17 protein-coding genes are annotated in these 17,806 nt (G+C 60.5%); 12 read left to right on the top strand and 5 right to left on the bottom strand.

Annotated elements, in window-relative coordinates:
* Position 1 precedes the first annotated feature (1 nt).
* The 3 genes from RN347_RS08930 to RN347_RS08920 form a co-directional block, all read right to left on the bottom strand.
* Entirely contained in the window at positions 2-1,609 is a 1,608-nt protein-coding gene (locus RN347_RS08930; RefSeq protein ID WP_311957947.1) for a carboxyl transferase domain-containing protein, read from the bottom strand.
* Between the two features lie 9 nt (positions 1,610-1,618).
* Positions 1,619-2,788, bottom strand: a complete 1,170-nt coding sequence (locus tag RN347_RS08925) for an isovaleryl-CoA dehydrogenase (RefSeq protein WP_311957946.1) — start codon at positions 2,786-2,788, stop codon at positions 1,619-1,621.
* A gap of 68 nt (positions 2,789-2,856) precedes the next feature.
* Positions 2,857-3,276: a MerR family DNA-binding transcriptional regulator gene (locus RN347_RS08920; RefSeq protein WP_263587136.1), complete on the bottom strand. Its 420-nt coding sequence runs from the start codon at positions 3,274-3,276 to the stop codon at positions 2,857-2,859.
* A 350-nt stretch (positions 3,277-3,626) separates the two neighbouring features.
* Here RN347_RS08920 and RN347_RS08915 point away from each other — a divergent pair, with 350 nt between their 5' ends.
* From RN347_RS08915 to RN347_RS08875, 9 genes are all read left to right on the top strand, one after another.
* Positions 3,627-4,424, top strand: coding sequence for an ABC transporter ATP-binding protein (locus tag RN347_RS08915; RefSeq protein WP_311957945.1), 798 nt, complete (start codon positions 3,627-3,629; stop codon positions 4,422-4,424).
* On the top strand, positions 4,421-5,182 hold the full coding sequence (locus tag RN347_RS08910; protein WP_311957944.1) for an ABC transporter ATP-binding protein: 762 nt from the start codon (positions 4,421-4,423) through the stop codon (positions 5,180-5,182). Before RN347_RS08915 ends, RN347_RS08910 begins: the two co-directional genes overlap by 4 nt.
* A gap of 176 nt (positions 5,183-5,358) precedes the next feature.
* Positions 5,359-6,594, top strand: coding sequence for an ABC transporter substrate-binding protein (locus tag RN347_RS08905; RefSeq protein ID WP_263587139.1), 1,236 nt, complete (start codon positions 5,359-5,361; stop codon positions 6,592-6,594).
* A gap of 53 nt (positions 6,595-6,647) precedes the next feature.
* Positions 6,648-7,535 carry a branched-chain amino acid ABC transporter permease gene (locus RN347_RS08900; protein WP_263587140.1) on the top strand — a complete coding sequence of 296 codons (888 nt, stop codon included), beginning with the start codon at positions 6,648-6,650 and terminating at the stop codon, positions 7,533-7,535.
* Between the two features lie 2 nt (positions 7,536-7,537).
* Positions 7,538-8,530, top strand: coding sequence for a branched-chain amino acid ABC transporter permease (locus RN347_RS08895; protein WP_263587141.1), 993 nt, complete (start codon positions 7,538-7,540; stop codon positions 8,528-8,530).
* A gap of 219 nt (positions 8,531-8,749) precedes the next feature.
* Positions 8,750-9,904: an acyl-CoA dehydrogenase family protein gene (locus tag RN347_RS08890; RefSeq protein ID WP_311957943.1), complete on the top strand. Its 1,155-nt coding sequence runs from the start codon at positions 8,750-8,752 to the stop codon at positions 9,902-9,904.
* 72 nt (positions 9,905-9,976) lie between these two features.
* On the top strand, positions 9,977-11,092 hold the full coding sequence (locus RN347_RS08885) for an enoyl-CoA hydratase/isomerase family protein (RefSeq protein WP_311957942.1): 1,116 nt from the start codon (positions 9,977-9,979) through the stop codon (positions 11,090-11,092).
* A gap of 63 nt (positions 11,093-11,155) precedes the next feature.
* The gene (gene mmsB, locus RN347_RS08880; protein WP_311957941.1) at positions 11,156-12,058 is read left to right on the top strand and encodes a 3-hydroxyisobutyrate dehydrogenase; all 903 of its coding nucleotides are present in this window, start codon (positions 11,156-11,158) and stop codon (positions 12,056-12,058) included.
* A 69-nt stretch (positions 12,059-12,127) separates the two neighbouring features.
* Positions 12,128-12,754: a glutathione S-transferase family protein gene (locus RN347_RS08875; protein WP_263587144.1), complete on the top strand. Its 627-nt coding sequence runs from the start codon at positions 12,128-12,130 to the stop codon at positions 12,752-12,754.
* A gap of 45 nt (positions 12,755-12,799) precedes the next feature.
* On the opposite strand, the gene RN347_RS08870 is transcribed toward RN347_RS08875, so the two are convergent.
* Positions 12,800-13,723: a 2-dehydropantoate 2-reductase gene (locus RN347_RS08870; RefSeq protein ID WP_311957940.1), complete on the bottom strand. Its 924-nt coding sequence runs from the start codon at positions 13,721-13,723 to the stop codon at positions 12,800-12,802.
* A 110-nt stretch (positions 13,724-13,833) separates the two neighbouring features.
* Positions 13,834-15,195, bottom strand: a complete 1,362-nt coding sequence (locus RN347_RS08865) for a PAS domain-containing methyl-accepting chemotaxis protein (RefSeq protein ID WP_311957939.1) — start codon at positions 15,193-15,195, stop codon at positions 13,834-13,836.
* A 316-nt stretch (positions 15,196-15,511) separates the two neighbouring features.
* Between RN347_RS08865 and rfaH the strand changes: the two genes are divergently transcribed.
* From rfaH to RN347_RS08850, 3 genes are all read left to right on the top strand, one after another.
* Positions 15,512-16,033: a transcription/translation regulatory transformer protein RfaH gene (gene rfaH, locus RN347_RS08860; RefSeq protein WP_263587147.1), complete on the top strand. Its 522-nt coding sequence runs from the start codon at positions 15,512-15,514 to the stop codon at positions 16,031-16,033.
* 151 nt (positions 16,034-16,184) lie between these two features.
* Positions 16,185-16,544, top strand: a complete 360-nt coding sequence (locus RN347_RS08855) for a DoxX family protein (RefSeq protein WP_311957938.1) — start codon at positions 16,185-16,187, stop codon at positions 16,542-16,544.
* Between the two features lie 203 nt (positions 16,545-16,747).
* Positions 16,748-17,785, top strand: a complete 1,038-nt coding sequence (locus tag RN347_RS08850) for a hypothetical protein (RefSeq protein WP_311957937.1) — start codon at positions 16,748-16,750, stop codon at positions 17,783-17,785.
* Positions 17,786-17,806 lie beyond the last annotated feature (21 nt).

Genomic DNA, 17,806 nt, shown 5'->3' with positions numbered 1-17,806 from the left:
ATCACATCCTGAACACGCCAAAGCGCGTCTCTTCGATCTCGGCATTCATCGCGGCGGCCAGGGAAAGCCCCAGCACGTCGCGGGTCTGGAGCGGGTCGATCACGCCATCGTCCCAAAGCCTTGCGCTAGCGTAGGTGGGGTGGCCTTGGCGCTCGTACTGCTCGCGGGTCGGCTTCTTGAACGCCTCTTCGTCATCCTCCGACCACGCGCGGTCTTCGCGCTCGTACTGCTCGCGCTTGACCTGGGCGAGCACGCCGGCGGCCTGCTCGCCGCCCATCACCGAAATACGCGCGTTGGGCCACATGAACAGTAAATTCGGATCATAAGCGCGCCCGCACATGCCATAGTTGCCGGCGCCGAAGCTGCCGCCAATCAAGACGGTGAACTTGGGCACTTTCGCGCAGGCCACGGCGGTCACGAGCTTGGCACCGTGCTTGGCGATGCCTTCGTGTTCGTATTTGGAGCCGACCATGAAGCCGGTGATGTTCTGCAAAAACACCAGCGGTACCTTGCGCTGGGCGCAGAGTTCGATGAAGTGCGCGCCTTTCACCGCGCTCTCTGAAAAGAGCACCCCGTTGTTGGCCACGATCCCCACCGGGTGGCCATGGATATGCGCAAAACCGGTGACCAGGGTGTCGCCGTAATAGCGCTTGAACTCGTCGAATTCGGAGCCATCGACGATACGCCCGATCACTTCGCGCACATCGAACGGTTTCTTGAGATCGACCCCCACGATGCCGTAAAGCTCTGCGGGGTCGAGCCTGGGCGGGGCGGGCGCTTTCATGGCGAGCCTCCCGCGCTTTTGCCAGTTGAGCCGGGCGATACAGCCGCGGGCGAGCTGAAGCGCGTGCATGTCGTTCTCGGCGTAGTGATCCGCCACGCCGCTGACCTTGGCGTGCACGTCGGCGCCGCCCAGGGCTTCGGCGCTGATGCTCTCGCCGGTGGCCGCCTTGACCAGCGGCGGGCCGCCGAGAAAGATCGTGCCTTGTTCCTTGACGATGATCGACTCGTCCGCCATGGCCGGTACGTAGGCGCCTCCGGCGGTACAGGAGCCCATCACCACGGCGATCTGTGGGATGCCCTCGGCGGACATCGTGGCCTGGTTGTAGAAGATGCGCCCGAAGTGGTCACGGTCAGGGAATACCTCGTCCTGACGGGGCAGAAAGGCGCCGCCGGAGTCGACCAGGTAGATACACGGCAGGCGATGCTTGCGGGCGATCTCCTGGGCGCGAAGATGCTTTTTCACCGTCAGCGGAAAGTAGGTGCCGCCCTTGACCGTGGCGTCGTTGGCGACGATCACGCACTCAACGCCCTTGACGCGGCCGATCCCGGTCACCACGCCAGCAGCGGGCACGTCGCTTTCGTACACCGCGTGGGCGGCCAGCGCCGAGAACTCGAGAAACGGCGCGCCTTCGTCGATCAAATGATCGATCCGATCGCGCACGAAGAGCTTCCCACGGCTTTCGTGACGTTCGCGGGCGCTGGCGCCGCCGCCCTGGGCGATAACCTCGGTCAGTTCGAAAAGCGTGTCGACCTCGGCGCGCAGGGCGGCGTCGTTTTGCTGGAACAGGTCACTGCGCGGGTTGATTTGGGTGGTCAGTGTGCTCATCGCGCCCCCTTAACGACTTTCGCTGAACAGTTCGCGGCCAATCAGCATGCGGCGAATCTCGCTGGTGCCGGCGCCGATCTCGTAGAGTTTGGCGTCTCGCAGAAGCCGCCCGGTAGGGTACTCGTTGATGTAGCCGTTGCCGCCGAGCAGCTGAATGGCGTCCAGCGCCACCTGGGTCGCCTTTTCGGCGCAGTAGAGGATCACCCCGGCGGCGTCCTTGCGCGAGGTCTGGTCCCGGTCGCAGGCGCGGGCCACGGCGTAAAGATACGCCCGGCAGGCGTTGAGCGTGGTGTACATGTCCGCGACCTTGCCCTGGACGAGCTGGAACTCACCGATCGATTGCTCGAACTGCTTGCGCTCGTGGATGTAGGGCACCACCACGTCCATGGCAGCCTGCATGATGCCGATGGGGCCGGCGGCGAGCACCGTGCGCTCGTAATCGAGCCCGCTCATCAGCACGCGTACGCCCTTGCCAACCTCACCGAGCACGTTCTCTTCGGGCACCTCGCAGTCCTGAAACACCAGCTCGCAGGTGTTGGAGCCGCGCATGCCGAGCTTGTCGAGCTTCTGCGCGGTGGAAAATCCCGGCATCCCCTTTTCGATCAAGAAGGTGGTAATGCCTTTCGAGCCGGCGTCCGGGTCGGTTTTGGCATAGACCACCAGCACGTCGGCGTCCGGGCCGTTGGTGATCCACATCTTGTTGCCGTTCAAAACGTACTTGTCGCCGCGCTTCTCGGCGCGCAGCTTCATCGATACCACGTCGGACCCCGCGCCGGGCTCGGACATGGCCAGTGCTCCTACGTGTTCGCCGCTGATCAGCCTCGGCAGATATTTTGCTTTTTGTTCGGGGGAGGCGTTGCGCTTGATCTGATTGACGCAGAGATTGGAGTGGGCGCCATAGGAGAGCGCGACCGAGGCGCTGGCGCGCGAAATTTCCTCCATGGCGATACAGTGAGCGAGATACCCCATACCGCTGCCGCCATCCTCTTCCGAGACGGTGACACCCAGAAGGCCCATGTCGCCAAACTTGCGCCACAGGTCGTTGGGGAATTCGTTTTCCTGGTCGATCTCGGCGGCGCGCGGAGCGATCTCGCTAGCCGCGAAGGCGTTCACTTCGCGGCGCAGCATGTTCATGTCCTCGTCGAGGCCGAAGTCGAGTTCCGTATAAAGAGAGTGCATCGTCGGTCACCTTGATATTGTTAAGTTATTGACTCGATGGGGCGCTGTGGCGTGCTCAATGAAGCGCTTCAGCCCGAGACGTTGGTGCGTTCCTCATCGGCCTGCTTCTGGTTGAGCTCTTCGAGGGCCTGACGGCAGCGAATCTCGGCGCTTTCGAGTTCGAGCTGCACCATGGTGATGTCCTTCATCTGCTGCTCCAGCGCCGCACGGCGCTCGCCGATCTTTTCCAGCATCAGGTGGAGCTGCTTTTCACTGCCGCGCCGGGTTTCATCCCATAGCTCGAACAGCTCACGAATTTCGGCAAGCGATAATCCCAGGCGCTTGCCACGTAGCGTGAGCTTCAAGCGCACGCGGTCCTGGCTGCTGTAAATACGGGTCTGACCTCGGCGGGCGGGGCGCAGAAGTTCCTGGTCTTCGTAAAAGCGAATGCTGCGCGTGGTGACGTCGAACTCGGCGGCCAGCTCGCTGATCGAATAGGTCTTGCTCATGGGCGTATCTCGTGGCGGTGTTACGGTCGTCTGACCTGAGGCTAAAACAAGTTTACGTTAACGTAAAGAAAGTCTTTCCGAACCGTTGCGATTAGGTTTTCGGTTAACTGATTGTAAAGGCTAAGCTTATAATTTTGTTAGCAGATTATCGGTCATTGTTTGGACCAAAGTTGTAATTGTCAGTGATGACAGCGTGTTGTTAGGTTGAAGCTGTACCTTACGTGAAGGTAAAGGCACGGCCCATGACAACGACAACAGGGCCAAGCCTCTTCCTGCGAAAGCCGTTGCCAACCGCGACGGCGGGTACGATCCAGAACAACAATAATTCTCGACCATCAAGGATTGCCCTCATGAGCGTTGATGCAAGCACCCCGCCGCCGGTGCTGGAAACCCGCGGGCTGACCAAGACCTTTCGTGGCTTCACCGCGGTGGACGGCGTCGATCTACGGGTGCAGGAGGGCCATATTCACGCGCTGATCGGCCCCAACGGTGCCGGCAAGACCACGGTATTCAATCTGCTCACCAAGTTCTTACCGCCCACGCGCGGCGAGATCCTCTACCGCGGTAAGCCCATCACGTCGCTCAAATCGAACCAGATCGCCCGGCTGGGGCTGGTGCGCTCGTTTCAGATTTCGGCGGTGTTTGCGCACATGACCGCCCTCGAGAACGTGCGCGTGGCGCTTCAGCGTCGACTGGGCACGTCGTTTCACTTCTGGAAATCCGAAAAAAGCCTCGAGCCACTCAATGAGCGGGCGATGGCGCTGCTCGATGAAGTCGGGCTTGCCGCCTACGCCGATACCCTGACCGTCGAGATGCCTTATGGGCGCAAGCGGGCGCTTGAGGTGGCCACGACCCTGGCGCTTGACCCGTTCATGATGCTTTTGGACGAGCCCACCCAGGGCATGGGCGCCGAGGACGTCGACCGTATCGTCGAGCTGATCAAGCGGGTATCCAAAGGGCGCACGGTGCTGATGGTCGAACACAACCTTAGCGTGGTGAGCCGCCTTTGCGACCGGATCACGGTATTGGCGCGTGGTGCGGTATTGGCCGAAGGCGACTACCCCAGCGTGTCGAGTAACCCGCTGGTGCGCGAGGCGTACATGGGGAGCGCCGAGGTCGAGACAATCGGTAAGAGGGCGAGCGCATGAGTATTGCCAGTGAGCAGGCAACGCGCGAATTCGTTGAAGAGCGCAGTGCTTCGCGGGCGCGGGACATTCTCAAGATTACCGATCTGCACGCCTTCTACGGCGAATCTCACATTCTTCACGGGGTGAACGTCAACGTGAAGGAGGGCGAGCTGGTCACGCTTTTGGGGCGCAACGGCGCCGGGCGTAGCACAACGCTCAAGGCCATCATGAACATGGTGGGCCGGCGCACCGGGTCGATCGTCATCGGCGGTCAGGAAACGCTCGCCATGAAGCCCCACCACATTCCGCGGCTCGGCGTGGGTTACTGCCCAGAAGAGCGCGGCATTTTCGCAAGCCTCGATGTGCACGAGAACCTGCTCTTGCCGCCTACGGTCAGCTCCGGTGGTATGAGTCTTGACGCCATTTACGCGATGTTTCCGAATCTTTACGAGCGGCGCAAAAGCCCCGGCACGCGGCTCTCCGGTGGCGAGCAGCAGATGCTCGCCATGGCACGGATTCTGCGCACCGGCGCGCGCATTCTCCTGCTCGACGAGATTACCGAGGGGCTGGCGCCAGTCATTGTACAGGCGCTTGGCGACGTGCTGGTCAAGCTCAAGGCCAGCGGCATGACCATCGTGCTCGTCGAGCAAAACTTTCGTTTCGCTGCCCCCCTGGCGGATCGCCACTTCGTCATGGAGCACGGCGAAATCATCGAGGAGATCAGCGCCGCCGAGCTCTCATCCAGGCGCGAGCATCTCAACGCGCTGCTGGGTGTGTGAGTCTTTTGCATGGCAGGAGACCGCGGGAGAACGAAGCAGCCTCCGGCGGGGCATCGATAAAAGAAGCGGTAAACGCAGCACCCGTTAAACGTCCGACAACCAACCATAACAACAAACCCTAACGGCTAATCATAACGGCTGATCACAACTACAAGGCCTCAGGCCCGGAGACGAACATGGCGCTTATCCAACAACTGCCGAGCAAGAAAACGCTGGTGTCGAGCATCACCGTCGCGGTGGCATCGACCCTGACCCTTGCCGCTCACGCCGAGATCAGCGATGGCGAGGTGCGTATCGGTTATCTGGCCGATATGTCCGGCACCTACCGGGATCTTGCCGGCCCCGGCGGGTTGACCGCCCTTGAAATGGCGGTCGATGACTTTGGCGGCAGCGTCAACGGCTCGCCGATCAAAGTGTTCAGCGCCGACGACCGTAACAGCGCCGATGTGGGCGCCAATACCGTGCGCGGCTGGATCGACCAGCAAAACGTCGATATGGTCGGAGGGCTCGTCGCCTCGTCGGTCACGATCGCCGTGACCAAAGTGCTCGAGGAGAACGACCGGCTGGGGCTCGTCTCGGGCTCGGCGGCCTCGAGTGTGACTAACGAGCACTGCACGCCCAACCATATTCACTGGGTTTACGATACTTACCCGCTGGCCAACGGCACCGCCAAGGCGGTGGTCGAGCAGGGCGGCGACAGCTGGTTTCTGCTCACCGCGGATTACGCCTTCGGCCACGCGCTGGAAGCGGACGTGACCAGCGTAGTGGAAGCCAACGGCGGTGAGATCGTTGGCGGCGTGCGCCATCCGTTCCCCACCAGCGATTTCTCCTCCTACATTTTGCAGGCCCAGGGGTCCGGGGCGAAGATCGTTGGTCTTGCCAACGCCGGTGCCGATACGGTCAACGCCATCACCACCGCCAGCCAGTTCGGGCTAACGCAGTCCGGCCAGCAGCTGGCGGGGCTTTTGATCTTCTTGAACGATGTGCACGCGCTGGGTCTTGAGGCCACGCAAAACCTGCTGCTCACCACCGGCTGGTACTGGGACATGGACGACCAGGCCCGCGAGTGGGCACAGCGCTACTTCGATGAGGTGGGTAGCATGCCGACCATGGTTCAGGCGGGCATCTACTCGAGCACCATGCACTACTTGAAGGCCGTCGAGGCCGCCGGCACCGACGAGGCCCAGGCCGTGCGCGCGCAGATGGCCTCCCAGCCGATCAACGACTTCTTTGCCCGCAACGGGCGCATTCGCGAGGACGGGCGGATGGTGCACGACATGTACCTCGCCCAGGTGAAAACGCCGATTGAGTCCACCGGCGAGTGGGATCTCTACGAGATTCTCAGCACCATTCCCGCCGAAGAGGCCTACCGCCCGCTTGCCGAGAGCCAGTGCGATTTGGTGCAGAACTAATCTCGGGCCGTCAACGCGCGGGGCGGTGAGCCCGCCCCGCAGGAGAGATCGCAATGACGATGATATTCGGCGTGCCCATGGCGGTGTTCATGGGCCAGCTTACGCTGGGGCTGGTCAACGGCGCCTTTTATGCGCTCTTGAGCCTGGGGTTGGCGGTGATCTTCGGGCTTTTGAAAATCGTCAATTTCGCCCACGGCGCGCAGTACATGCTGGGCGCCTTTGCCGCACTTCTGGCCTTCAACACTTTGGGCATCAATTACTGGCTGGCACTGGTGCTGGTGCCGCTTACCGTGGGCGGGCTCAGCATGCTGATCGAGCGCTTTCTGCTTCGCCGCATCGCTCATCTGGATCATCTGTACGGGCTGCTTCTGACCTTTGGTTTGGCGCTGATCTTCGAGGGCACGCTGATCAACTTCTTTGGCGTGTCAGGCGCGCGCTACGCCACGCCGGAGATCCTGCAGGGCGGATTGAATCTCGGATTCATGTTTTTGCCCACCTACCGCGCCTGGGTGCTGGTGGCCGCACTGGCCATGTGTCTGTTTACCTGGTTCATGATCGAGCGTACGCGGCTCGGGGCGTATCTACGCGCGGGCACCGAGAACTCCAAGCTGATGCAGGCCTTTGGGGTGAACGTACCGCTTTTGATCACGCTGACCTACGGTTTCGGCGTGGGGCTGGCCGCCTTTGCCGGCGTGCTGGCCGCGCCGCTTTATCCGGTGTCACCCACCATGGGGTCGAGCCTTCTGATCGTGGTGTTTGCCGTGGTGGTCATCGGCGGGATGGGCTCGATTCTGGGCGCCATTTTAACCGGTTTAGGCATGGGCGTGATCGAAGGGCTCACCAAGGTGTACTACCCCGAAGCCGCCAATACGGTGATCTTTTTGGTGATGATACTGGTTCTCATGCTGCGCCCGGCCGGGCTTTTCGGAAAGGAGGCATAGCCATGTCGGACTCACAAGCGCTGAGCGCGCCGAACGTCGAGGCCAGGCGAAAGCGCCGGGCGGGGCAGCGCCGCGCGCTATTGTACGTGGTACTGGTCGCGGTGGGCCTGGTGGCACCGCTGCTGGCGTATCCGGTTTTTTTAATGAAGATTCTCTGCTTTGCGCTGTTTGCCTGCGCCTTCAATCTGCTGCTGGGCTACGCCGGTCTTTTATCCTTTGGACACGCCGCGTTTTTGGCCAGCGGCGGCTATGTCACCGGGTATCTTCTGGCAAGTTACCCGGGGCTTACGCCGGAGCTTGGTATTCTAGCGGGGACGCTTGCCGCCACGCTGCTGGGATGTCTGTTCGGGGTGCTTTCGATTCGACGCCAGGGCATCTATTTCGCCATGGTGACGCTGGCGCTGGCGCAGCTAATGTTCTTCGTGTTCATTCAGGCGCCTTTTACCGGCGGCGAGGATGGCCTTCACGGCGTGCCCCGGGGCGAGCTCTTTGGGCTGATCAGCCTGCAGAGTAACCTGGCGATGTACTACTTCGTTTTCGCGGTGTTTCTAGTGGGCTTCGCGCTTATTCAGCGCACCGTGAACTCGCCGTTTGGTCAGGTGCTCAAGGCGATTCGCGAAAACGAGCCGCGGGCGGTGTCGCTTGGCTATAACGTCGACGCCTACAAGCTTCTGGCGTTCGTGCTCTCGGCCGGACTTACCGGGCTCGCCGGGGCGACCAAGACGGTGGTGTTCCAGCTCGCCTCGCTCACCGACGCCCACTGGCACATGTCCGGCGAGGTGATCCTGATGACGCTGCTGGGCGGGGTCGGCACGCTGTTAGGGCCGCTGGCAGGCGCCTCGCTTGTCGTCAGCCTTCAGCACCTGCTGGCGCAGTCGCCGCTGGGTAACTGGGTCAGCGTGATTCTCGGCGCCATCTTCGTGCTCTGCGTGCTGAGCTTTCGAAGCGGCATCGTCGGCGAGCTCGCAACGCTTTATCGCAAGAATTTCAAGTAACCAGCCTTTCATTTAAAGACGCCTCAAGGCGTCTTTTTTTATCGCGCAGGACTTTATGGAAATACAGTGCCTACGCCAAAGGTTCTAAGGGCCAAGCGTTGCGCGCGGCTGGTTTAAAATATAAGTTAACGTTAACGTCAATTTGCGTGACCCCTAATAAATAACGACAACACGCGGGGCGAGGCGCCATAGGCGCTCGGCCTCGATGGAGACTTCGCCATGAATTTCGAGCTAAGCGACGACCAGGTAGCCTTTGCGGAGTTGGCCAAGGACTTTGCCGACAAGGAATTGGCACCCCACGCCGCGCAGTGGGACCGCGAGGCGCACTTTCCCGTCGATGTGATCAAGCGCGCCGGAGAGCTGGGCTTTTGCTCGCTCTACGCCCCGGAGAGCGTTGGTGGGCTTGCGCTATCGCGGCTGGATGCGAGCATCATCTTCGAGCAGCTTTCGATGGGCTGCACCTCGACCACCGCTTATCTCACCATTCACAACATGGTCACCTGGATGCTGGCGAGCTTCGGCCAGCCGGACGTCGTCGAGCAGTGGGGGCCGCGACTCGCCACCGGCGAGCTTCTGGGGTCGTACTGCCTGACCGAACCCGGTGCGGGGTCGGACGCCGCCTCACTCAAGACCACCGCCCAACGTGATGGCGATGCGTACGTGCTGAGTGGTAGCAAGATGTTCATCTCCGGCGCCGGCAGCACCGATTTTCTGGTCGTGATGGCGCGTACCGGGGGTGAAGGCGCCGGCGGCGTCTCCGCTTTTGCCGTGGATGCCAAAACCGACGGCATCAGCTACGGGCGCAAGGAGGACAAGATGGGCTGGAATAGCCAGCCCACGCGCATGGTGACCTTCGACGACGTACGCGTGCCGGCCAACCACCTGTTGGGCCGTGAAGGCGACGGCTTCAAGATTGCGATGAAGGGCCTGGACGGTGGGCGCATCAACATCGCGACCTGCTCGGTCGGTACCGCCCAGCGTGCGATCAATGAGGCGCGCGACTACCTGCGCGAACGCAAGCAGTTCGGCAAGCCCCTGGCGGAGTTTCAGGCGCTGCAGTTTCGCCTGGCCGATATGGTCACCGAGCTTGTGGCGGCGCGCCAGCTGGTGCGCATGGCCGCGACCAAACTCGACGCTGGCCACGCAGATGCGCCGACCTACTGCGCCATGGCCAAGCGATTTGCCACCGACATCGGGTTCAAGGTGTGTGACGAGGCGCTGCAGCTTTTTGGCGGCAACGGCTACATCAAGGAGTATCCGATGGAGCGCTTCGTGCGTGATACGCGCGTTCACCGCATTCTGGAAGGTTCCAACGAGATCATGCGCCTGATCATTGCTCGCCGGGCGTTGGCCGAGGGAGCCGGCGAGCTATAGTAAAGAGCTATAGTGAAGGTGACGTTTTAAACGAACGCCAGGAGCGGCGATTCACACCATAAGGATACCTTGATGAGTAGCGTACTGTTTGACGAGCACGCCACCGACGATGGCCATATCGTGGGCGAAATCACGCTCAACGCCGAGCGCTCGCTCAACGCCTTGACGCTCGAGATGATCGAGCTGATGCGCCCGCAGCTCGCCGCCTGGCAGGAAGACGCGAGAGTCGTGGCCATCGTGCTCGACAGCGCCGGCGAAAAGGCCTTCTGTGCCGGGGGCGACGTGGTCAGCCTGTATAAATCGATTACCGGCGACCAGGATCCGCACTTTCCCGAGCGCTTTTTCGAAAGCGAATATCGCCTCGACTATGAGCTTCATACTTATCCCAAGCCGATCGTTTGCTGGGGTAGCGGAATCGTCATGGGTGGGGGCATGGGGCTACTGAGCGCCTGCAGCCATCGCATAGTGACCGAAACCTCGAGACTGGCCATGCCCGAGGTCACCATCGGCCTCTACCCGGACGTTGGCGCGAGCTGGTTCTTGAACCGTTTGCCTGTCGGCACCGGGCGCTTTCTGGCCATGACAGGAGGCGCGGTCAACGCGGTGGATGCGGTGCATTTAGGGCTTGCCGACCGCTGTATCAGTAGCGACCAGTACCCGGCGCTCATGGCCTCTCTGACCCAGGCGCGCTGGCAGCAGGAGGGCACCATCGACGCCCAGGGCGTGGTCAATCGCACCCTGCGCGAGCTGGAGCAGGCCTCGAAAACCACCTTTCTTGATCTCGACACGCCGGTTCTCAACGCCACGCCCTTGATTCGTGAGCTGATGGATCACGACACCACCGAGCAGATCGTGGCCGCGATTCTAGCGGTTGAAAGCGAGGACAGCTGGTTCAGCCGCGCCCAGAAGACGCTGGCCCACGGAAGTCCGGTATCGATCGCGCTGATCGACGAGCAGCTCAAACGCGCGAAGTACATGTCGCTTGCCGAGGTCTTTCGCTCGGAGCTTGCACTGTCGGTACAGTGCTGCCGTCACAAGGAGTTTCCCGAAGGCGTGCGCGCGCTGCTGGTCGACAAGGACGGCTCGCCGGCCTGGAGCTACCCGGACGTCGCCTCGGTCGAGCAGTTCTTCATCGACGAGCTTTTGGCCTCGCCCTGGCAAACGAACCCGCTGGAAACGCTCGGCTAACGCGGGTTTCGAGTCATCCAGTGGCTTCTTGACCATCCAATTTCAATAACAAGGACAATCACCATGACCAGGATCGCTTTCATCGGTTTGGGTAACATGGGCGGCCCGATGGCCGCCAATCTGGCCAAGGCCGGCTTCGACGTGCACGCCTTCGATCTCAGCCGGGAGGCGCTGGCAAGCGCCAAATCTCACGGCTGCGAAGTCGCCGCCTCGGCGGCAGACGCCGCCCGTGGCGCCGACATCGTGATCTCCATGCTGCCCGCCGGCCAGCACGTGCGCTCGCTGTTCGTCGATGGCGAAACGCCGCTCAAGGAGATCATCGAGCAGGGCGCGCTGGTCATCGACTCCTCTACCATCGATGCCGAAAGCGCCCGGGATGTCGCCGCGGCGCTGGAGAAGAAGGGGATTGGCTTCATCGACGCGCCGGTATCCGGCGGGGTAGGCGGCGCCCAGGCAGGCACGCTGACCTTCATCGTGGGCGGCAGCGAAGAGCAGTTCAACCGGGCCAGGCCCGTGCTCGACGTGATGGGCAAGAACATCTTTCACGCGGGCGAGCACGGCGCCGGGCAGGTTGCCAAGGCGTGCAACAACATGATGCTCGCGATTTTGATGGCCGGCACCTGCGAGGCGATCAACATGGGGGTAAAGAACGGCCTCGACCCCGCGGTACTCTCGGAGATCATGAAGCAAAGCTCCGGCGGCAACTGGGCGCTGAACGTCTACAATCCGTACCCTGGCGTGATGGAGAACGCCCCGGCGTCGAACGACTACCAGGGCGGCTTTCTGACCGACCTGATGGTCAAGGATCTGGGGCTGGCCATGGATATCAGCCAGCAAAGCGCCGCCCCGGTGCCGATGGGCTCCGCCGCCCGCGCCCTGTTTACGCTGCACAAGGCAAACGGTCACGGCCGGCTCGATTTTTCAAGCCTGATGACGTTCTATCGGGACAAGAAAGATGGAGAGTGAGGGAGGCCTTGCTACTTGCCTTTACGAGCACCAAACTGGATTTTCATAACCCACCAACGAAGGATCGCCATGATTACGCTTTGGGGCCGCGACAACTCCACTAACGTCAAAAAAGTGCGCTGGGCGCTCGAAGAGCTCGACATCGCTTACGAGCAGGTTCAGGCCGGGCTTCAGCACGGCGTAAACGATACAGCGGCGTATCAGGCCATGAATCCAAATGCCCTGGTGCCGACGCTCAAGGATGACGCCACCGACAGCGTTCTATGGGAGTCCAATACTATCGTGCGCTATCTGGCCGCCCAGTACGGCGAGGGCACGCTTTGGATCGATGAGCCCGCCAAGCGCGCCCAGGCCGAGAAGTGGATGGACTGGGCCAATACGCGGCTCAGCCCGGCGCACCGTGTCATGCTGATGAGCTATGTTCGCACCCCACCCGAAGCCCGCGATCTGCAAAAGCTGGAGGAGGGCACCGCCGCCTGCGAGGAGCTCTTCGCGCTTCTGGACGATGCGCTGGAACGTCAACCCTGGTTCTCCGGCGACGCGTTCGGTCTGGCCGATATCGCCGTCGCGCCGTTCATTTACAACTTGTGGAACTGCGGCCTTACCTGGAATCCGCGCACCCACCTGGAGCGCTGGTACCAATCACTGACCGAGCGGCCGGCGTTTCAGAAAGTGGTGATGATTCCCGTTAGCTAAGTGGCTTGCCCGCGCGAGTACGCGGGCGCCTGGCGAGAGCCTTGGCTAATAACGCGCTTCCAGTTTGGCCAGCGCCTTGTCCAGCGCTTCCAAAATCGGCACCGTCAAGCCGTGCTGCCGAGCGGCCGCGATCAGGGGCCCCAGAATCGCCGCCCGTTCGGTGGGTCGGCCGGCCTCCACATCCTGCAGCATCGACGCCTTGTTATTCGCGGTGCCCTCAATCACGTCCCACACCAGTGCCCGCCAGCTATCCTGCTCATCACCCCCATCCGGTGCCACGATCTTCTCAAGCGCCATGATGGCCGCGACTTCGCGGATCACTGCCTCGACGTCACTGGCATAAGCCGCGCCGCGCAGCTCGCCGTTGCGTATGCCATGGATGGCCACTAATGGATTGATTGCGGCGTTCACCGCCAGCTTCTGCCACAGTCGGCGCCGAATATCGTCGACGGCGGTGGTCGCAAGCCCGGCGCGATCAAGTTGTGCTGCCAGCGCCTGTGCCAAAGCGGTGTGGCGTCCGTTCAGGTTGCCGATGAAGGTGTGCCCACGCCCGGCGTGAACGATACGGTCATTACCGGTGACATACGCGCCTTCCGTTGTGCTGGCACATAGCACCGGGCCGGGCCATCGGTTGGTGAGTTCAGGCTGCGTGAGAAAGCCGTTTTGCCAAAGTACCAGCGGGGTAGTGGCCGGTAGCAGCGCGTGCAACGTCTCAAACGCTGGCTCGACGGCCATGGCTTTGGTGGTGATATGCAGCCAAGCGGGCGGCGCAGGCGCCCCCTGCGTCAACTGGGCGGGCGTAGCGCAGGTTATCGATTGCGTTCGTCGCTCGCCTTTTGCTGAGTGCAGCGTTTGAAAAAGTGGCAGCGCGCGCCGGCCAATCAGCGTGACCTCGCACGTTGGCGCGAGCGAGTGGGCAAGCAGTCGGCCTATTGCGCCCGGGCCAAGTATCCAGTGTGATGCGTTCATCAAGGGCGACACTTTATTACGATAGTGCTTTCACCATAGCGCGTTCACTTTCTGCAAACGAGGCCGAACAGCGGACTTTGGTTCGTCTGCCGTTTGGGGGCTTTTGATCGCTACTTCAGGTCGTTGGAGAAACGCTGTATCGCATCCACCACCTGCTGGGCGCCTTCCTGAATTTCCAGAATGACGCTGCCCGCCTGGCTTGCAAGCTCCAGCCCTTGCTCCGCTTCTTCTCGGGTGTTGAGCATCTGCCGCGTGACGTCATCCGACAACCGCTGGTTTTTTTCTACCACGCCGCCGATCTCCACCGTAGCGGCGCTGGTGCTGGCTGCCAGTTTTCGTACCGCGTCGGCCACGACCGCGAACCCGCGCCCCTGTTCGCCGGCCCGCGCGGCTTCGATGGCGGCGTTGATCGCCAACAGGTTGGTCTGCACCGCAATGCCGCTGATCGTTTGGACGATGGCGTTTATCTGTACCGACTGCTGGCTCAGCGCTTCGATACTGCCGTTCGCGGCCTGCATTTCCTCCGCAATTTGGCGCATGGTGTCGACGGTCTGCTGCACGACGTTCGCGCCTTTCTTTGCGCTGATATCGGTTTGTTGTGATACTTCAAACGCTAGGGTGGCGCCTTCGCGTACCAGGGCTTCTCGCGCCACCTGGTCGGTGACGACGCTTGCAAATTTCACCACTTTACAGAGATGGCCATCGGCGTTGTAAACCGGGTTATAGCTGGCTTCCAGCCAAACTTCATTGCCTCGGCTATCGAGCCGTTTGAAGCGGTCCGACACGTATTCACCGCTATTGAGCTTTTGCCAAAAGCCTGCGTACTCCGGCGATTCCACTACGTCCCTGGGGCAGAACATGCGGTGGTGGCGGCCGGCGATGTTTTCCAGCCGGTAGCCCGTTGCCTGCAAAAACTGCTCGTTGGCAGTAATGATGGTGCCATCGAGGTTGAACTGGATCACGGCGGTGGAGCGAAGCAGCGCCGCAATGAACGACTCACTCTCCTTGGCCCCTTCGACTTTCTGAGTGACCTCACGCCCGTAGCCCTGAACGAAAGAGAGCTTGCCGCTTCTTTTACGTATCGGCAGCCAGTCGATATTCAGCCAGACGAGCGAACCGTCGGCATGTAGGTAGCGATAGTTGTCATTGACGGGGTCGAACGCGGCGATGGCCTGATTAAAGGCTCTAAAGCAGGGTAGCTCCGTCACGTACGTCGGAAGAAAGTCTTTTAACGGCTTGCCTAACAACTGCTCGCGTTTGTAACCCAGCGCACTGGCAAAGCTTTGATTAAGCGCTGAAATACGCAGGTCAGCGTCCAGCGTGATGGACAGCATTCCCCGCTCCATCTGGTTCTGGATCTGACGAAGCGTTGCGACTCCTCCACGCTGAGTTTTTGGTTTTTTCTTGAGGCGAAGGTTAAACATCAGCAAACTCCGGATAGCGATATCGCTAGCTATCGGCAAGCCTGGCATTCGCTTGAGTTATTCAGTTAAAAAGAAGCGTTGAACAAGCGAGCAGCCAGGAGTTTTGCCGGGTACGCTTTGGTCATTCACTACTAGAACAACAGGGTATGATGGCATGGCTTTTGAAGGCGAGCGAACCGATAAAAAGTTTTAACCAACGCAAGACGCTGAAATTGGCGTTTGTTGCGATTACCATGAACGCTTTATGAGCATGATTCAGGCCGGTATCATGGTGAAAGCTTTAGAGGGTCATGGCTTGAATTTTTAACGACCGGGATGACAACCTTGCGTCCTGCTTTCACTTGATATATTGAGACTTTACGGCATGCCTTATCCTTCATCAGTCTCTACCCGTGGTCATTGGTACGCTATTCAATGCAAGGGAAACGAATCTTTTAGAGCTGAAGAAAATCTGCTAAGACAAGGGTATACCGTTTTCCATCCGACGCTTTCGGTTCGAAAAAAACGCGGTGGCCGTCTCGTACACGTGACTGAGCCGCTGTTTCCTCATTATCTGTTTATTTTTCTGGACCAGATACAAAGTAATTGGCGACCTATTCGCTCTACGCGTGGGGTTAGCAAACTGGTTGCCTTTGGTCAGCAGCCCGCGGTGATCGATGAGGAGCTTATTCATTCACTCAAGCACCAATGCAGCCCGCAGCAGGTTGGACTCTCATTCGAAAAAGGGCAAACGGTGTCTCTGGAAAGCGGCCCTTTCACCGGGCGCACAGCGATTTTTCAACAGGAACTGGAACGTGCCGGCACGGGGGAAGAGCGCGCCATTATCTTGTTACAGTGGCTCAATCGTACCCACGAGGTGGAAGTTCCGGTTGCTCATCTGACGTGATCATTACCACTTTTGGATTGGTACTGAGCTTCTTGCCAACCACGCAATTCGCCCATTTAAAAGTTTGTGGAGTGGCGATATAGGGTTTATCCCCCACCATTTACAGTTTCGTTCTATCAATTTCTCTTTGATTTCGCCGCCGATGCCTTCCTTGTCCCTTATCCTGATAGCGCTATTCTTTTTGTCAGGCGGGATTGCCCATTTCGCCCTGACCGATTTCTTCATTCTGGCCATGCCGGACTATCTGGGTTTTCACCGGGAGCTGGTGCTCATCAGCGGTGTCTTCGAGCTGTTGGGCGCCGTGGGTATTCTGGTTCCATCGACTCGAAAGCTGGCGGGCTGGGGGCTGATAGCGCTGATGGTGGCCGTGTTTCCGGCCAATGTGCATATGGCGCTTCATCCCGAGGCGTTTCCCTCCATCCCCGTGTGGCTTCTTTATGCTCGCTTGCCGCTTCAGGCGCTGCTGATCGCGTTCGTCTGGTGGGCCATTCATCGCAAAGCGCCCCGCTGAGAAATGCGATCAGGGTCACGCGTTGGGCTTGGAAATGGGGGAAGCCTTGAAGGTATTGTGCATGTGCCAACGATATCCCGACGAACTTCGTCGTCATGGACGTGCTCCCTGTCGTGGCTGGAAGTCCCGCGCCGTGCGGGTGCGCTCGACGCACCTGCCCAATGAGCTATCCTGCTGATTTTACCTTTAGGAAGAGTTGAGCGATGACCCACGCCACCATATCGCAGCAAGGCACCCTTCACTGCTTCCCCGCCGGGCTTCGCGACGAGCAGGGAGCGCTCGTCAATGTGGAAGTGTCTGCCGTGCTTTTTGACGGCCAACGCCTGATTCTGGCCAGCGACAAACCGATCCCCGGCGAGACGCGCTCGGCGGTGTTCTCCGTTGCCATGACCGACAATGGCCCGGACGATAGCCAGCTCGAGTACTTTACCGCGCCGCTGATCAAGCGTGCGATCAAGTACGAGGACATGTCGCTGACCGCCGACGGCCGACATGTGCTGGCCACCACGGGGTTCGATCGTATCGATGGCGAAAGCCACGACCTGAACGACTATAACCACCTGTTGATCTGGCCACTGGGCCAGCCGGAAAAAGTGCAGGCGGTGGACCCGGACCCGCGCGACGGGGTCGAAGGCTCGCTCGAGCTTCGCCTTAAATTGAACGACGCCATCGGCTTTCCCTACTACAAGATCGAAGGGCTCGCGGCAGTGCCCGGTGAACAGGATGAGGGTCTTCTGCTGTTCGGCATTCGCGAGCAGGGGCAGGCCTTCGATGACTTTCGCTACGTGAGCCGCATCGTTGGCGCCCACTACCGAATCGATGAAAACGCCAATCTGGTGTTCACCGATAACATGCGCGAATACTACGCTTTCGAGCCAGGTCAACACCCGGCGGTCCGCTTCGATTGCGGTCTTTCGAGCCTGGAGTATGACCCCTACCACCAGCGGCTTTTTCTGCTGAACAGTTTCGAAGTGGTAGAGCAGGGCCAGGAGCGCATTGGCGGCTATCTGTGGAGCGTGAGCCTCGAGGAGTTCTACGCGGGCAAGCCCCCGACACTGGTGACAACGCCTTCCGGCGAGGCGCTTGAGTTCGAGCACAAGGCCGAGGGGCTCGCGGTGCTGGACCGTGATCGACTGTTCGTCGCCTACGACAACGATCGCCACTTGGGGCTGGGAAGCGTCGATGAGCGCGATGAACGCCACGCCTGCGAAGCCCCCTACACCATGCTGCAACTCACGTGAGGTGTCGCATCCGCTGGTCTG

It is taken from the genome of Halomonas sp. PAMB 3264 (genome assembly GCF_031954245.1).
Lineage (GTDB): Bacteria > Pseudomonadota > Gammaproteobacteria > Pseudomonadales > Halomonadaceae > Vreelandella.
The sequence above is the reverse complement of the archived record's forward strand: the minus strand, read 5'-3'. Positions and strand labels throughout refer to the sequence as shown.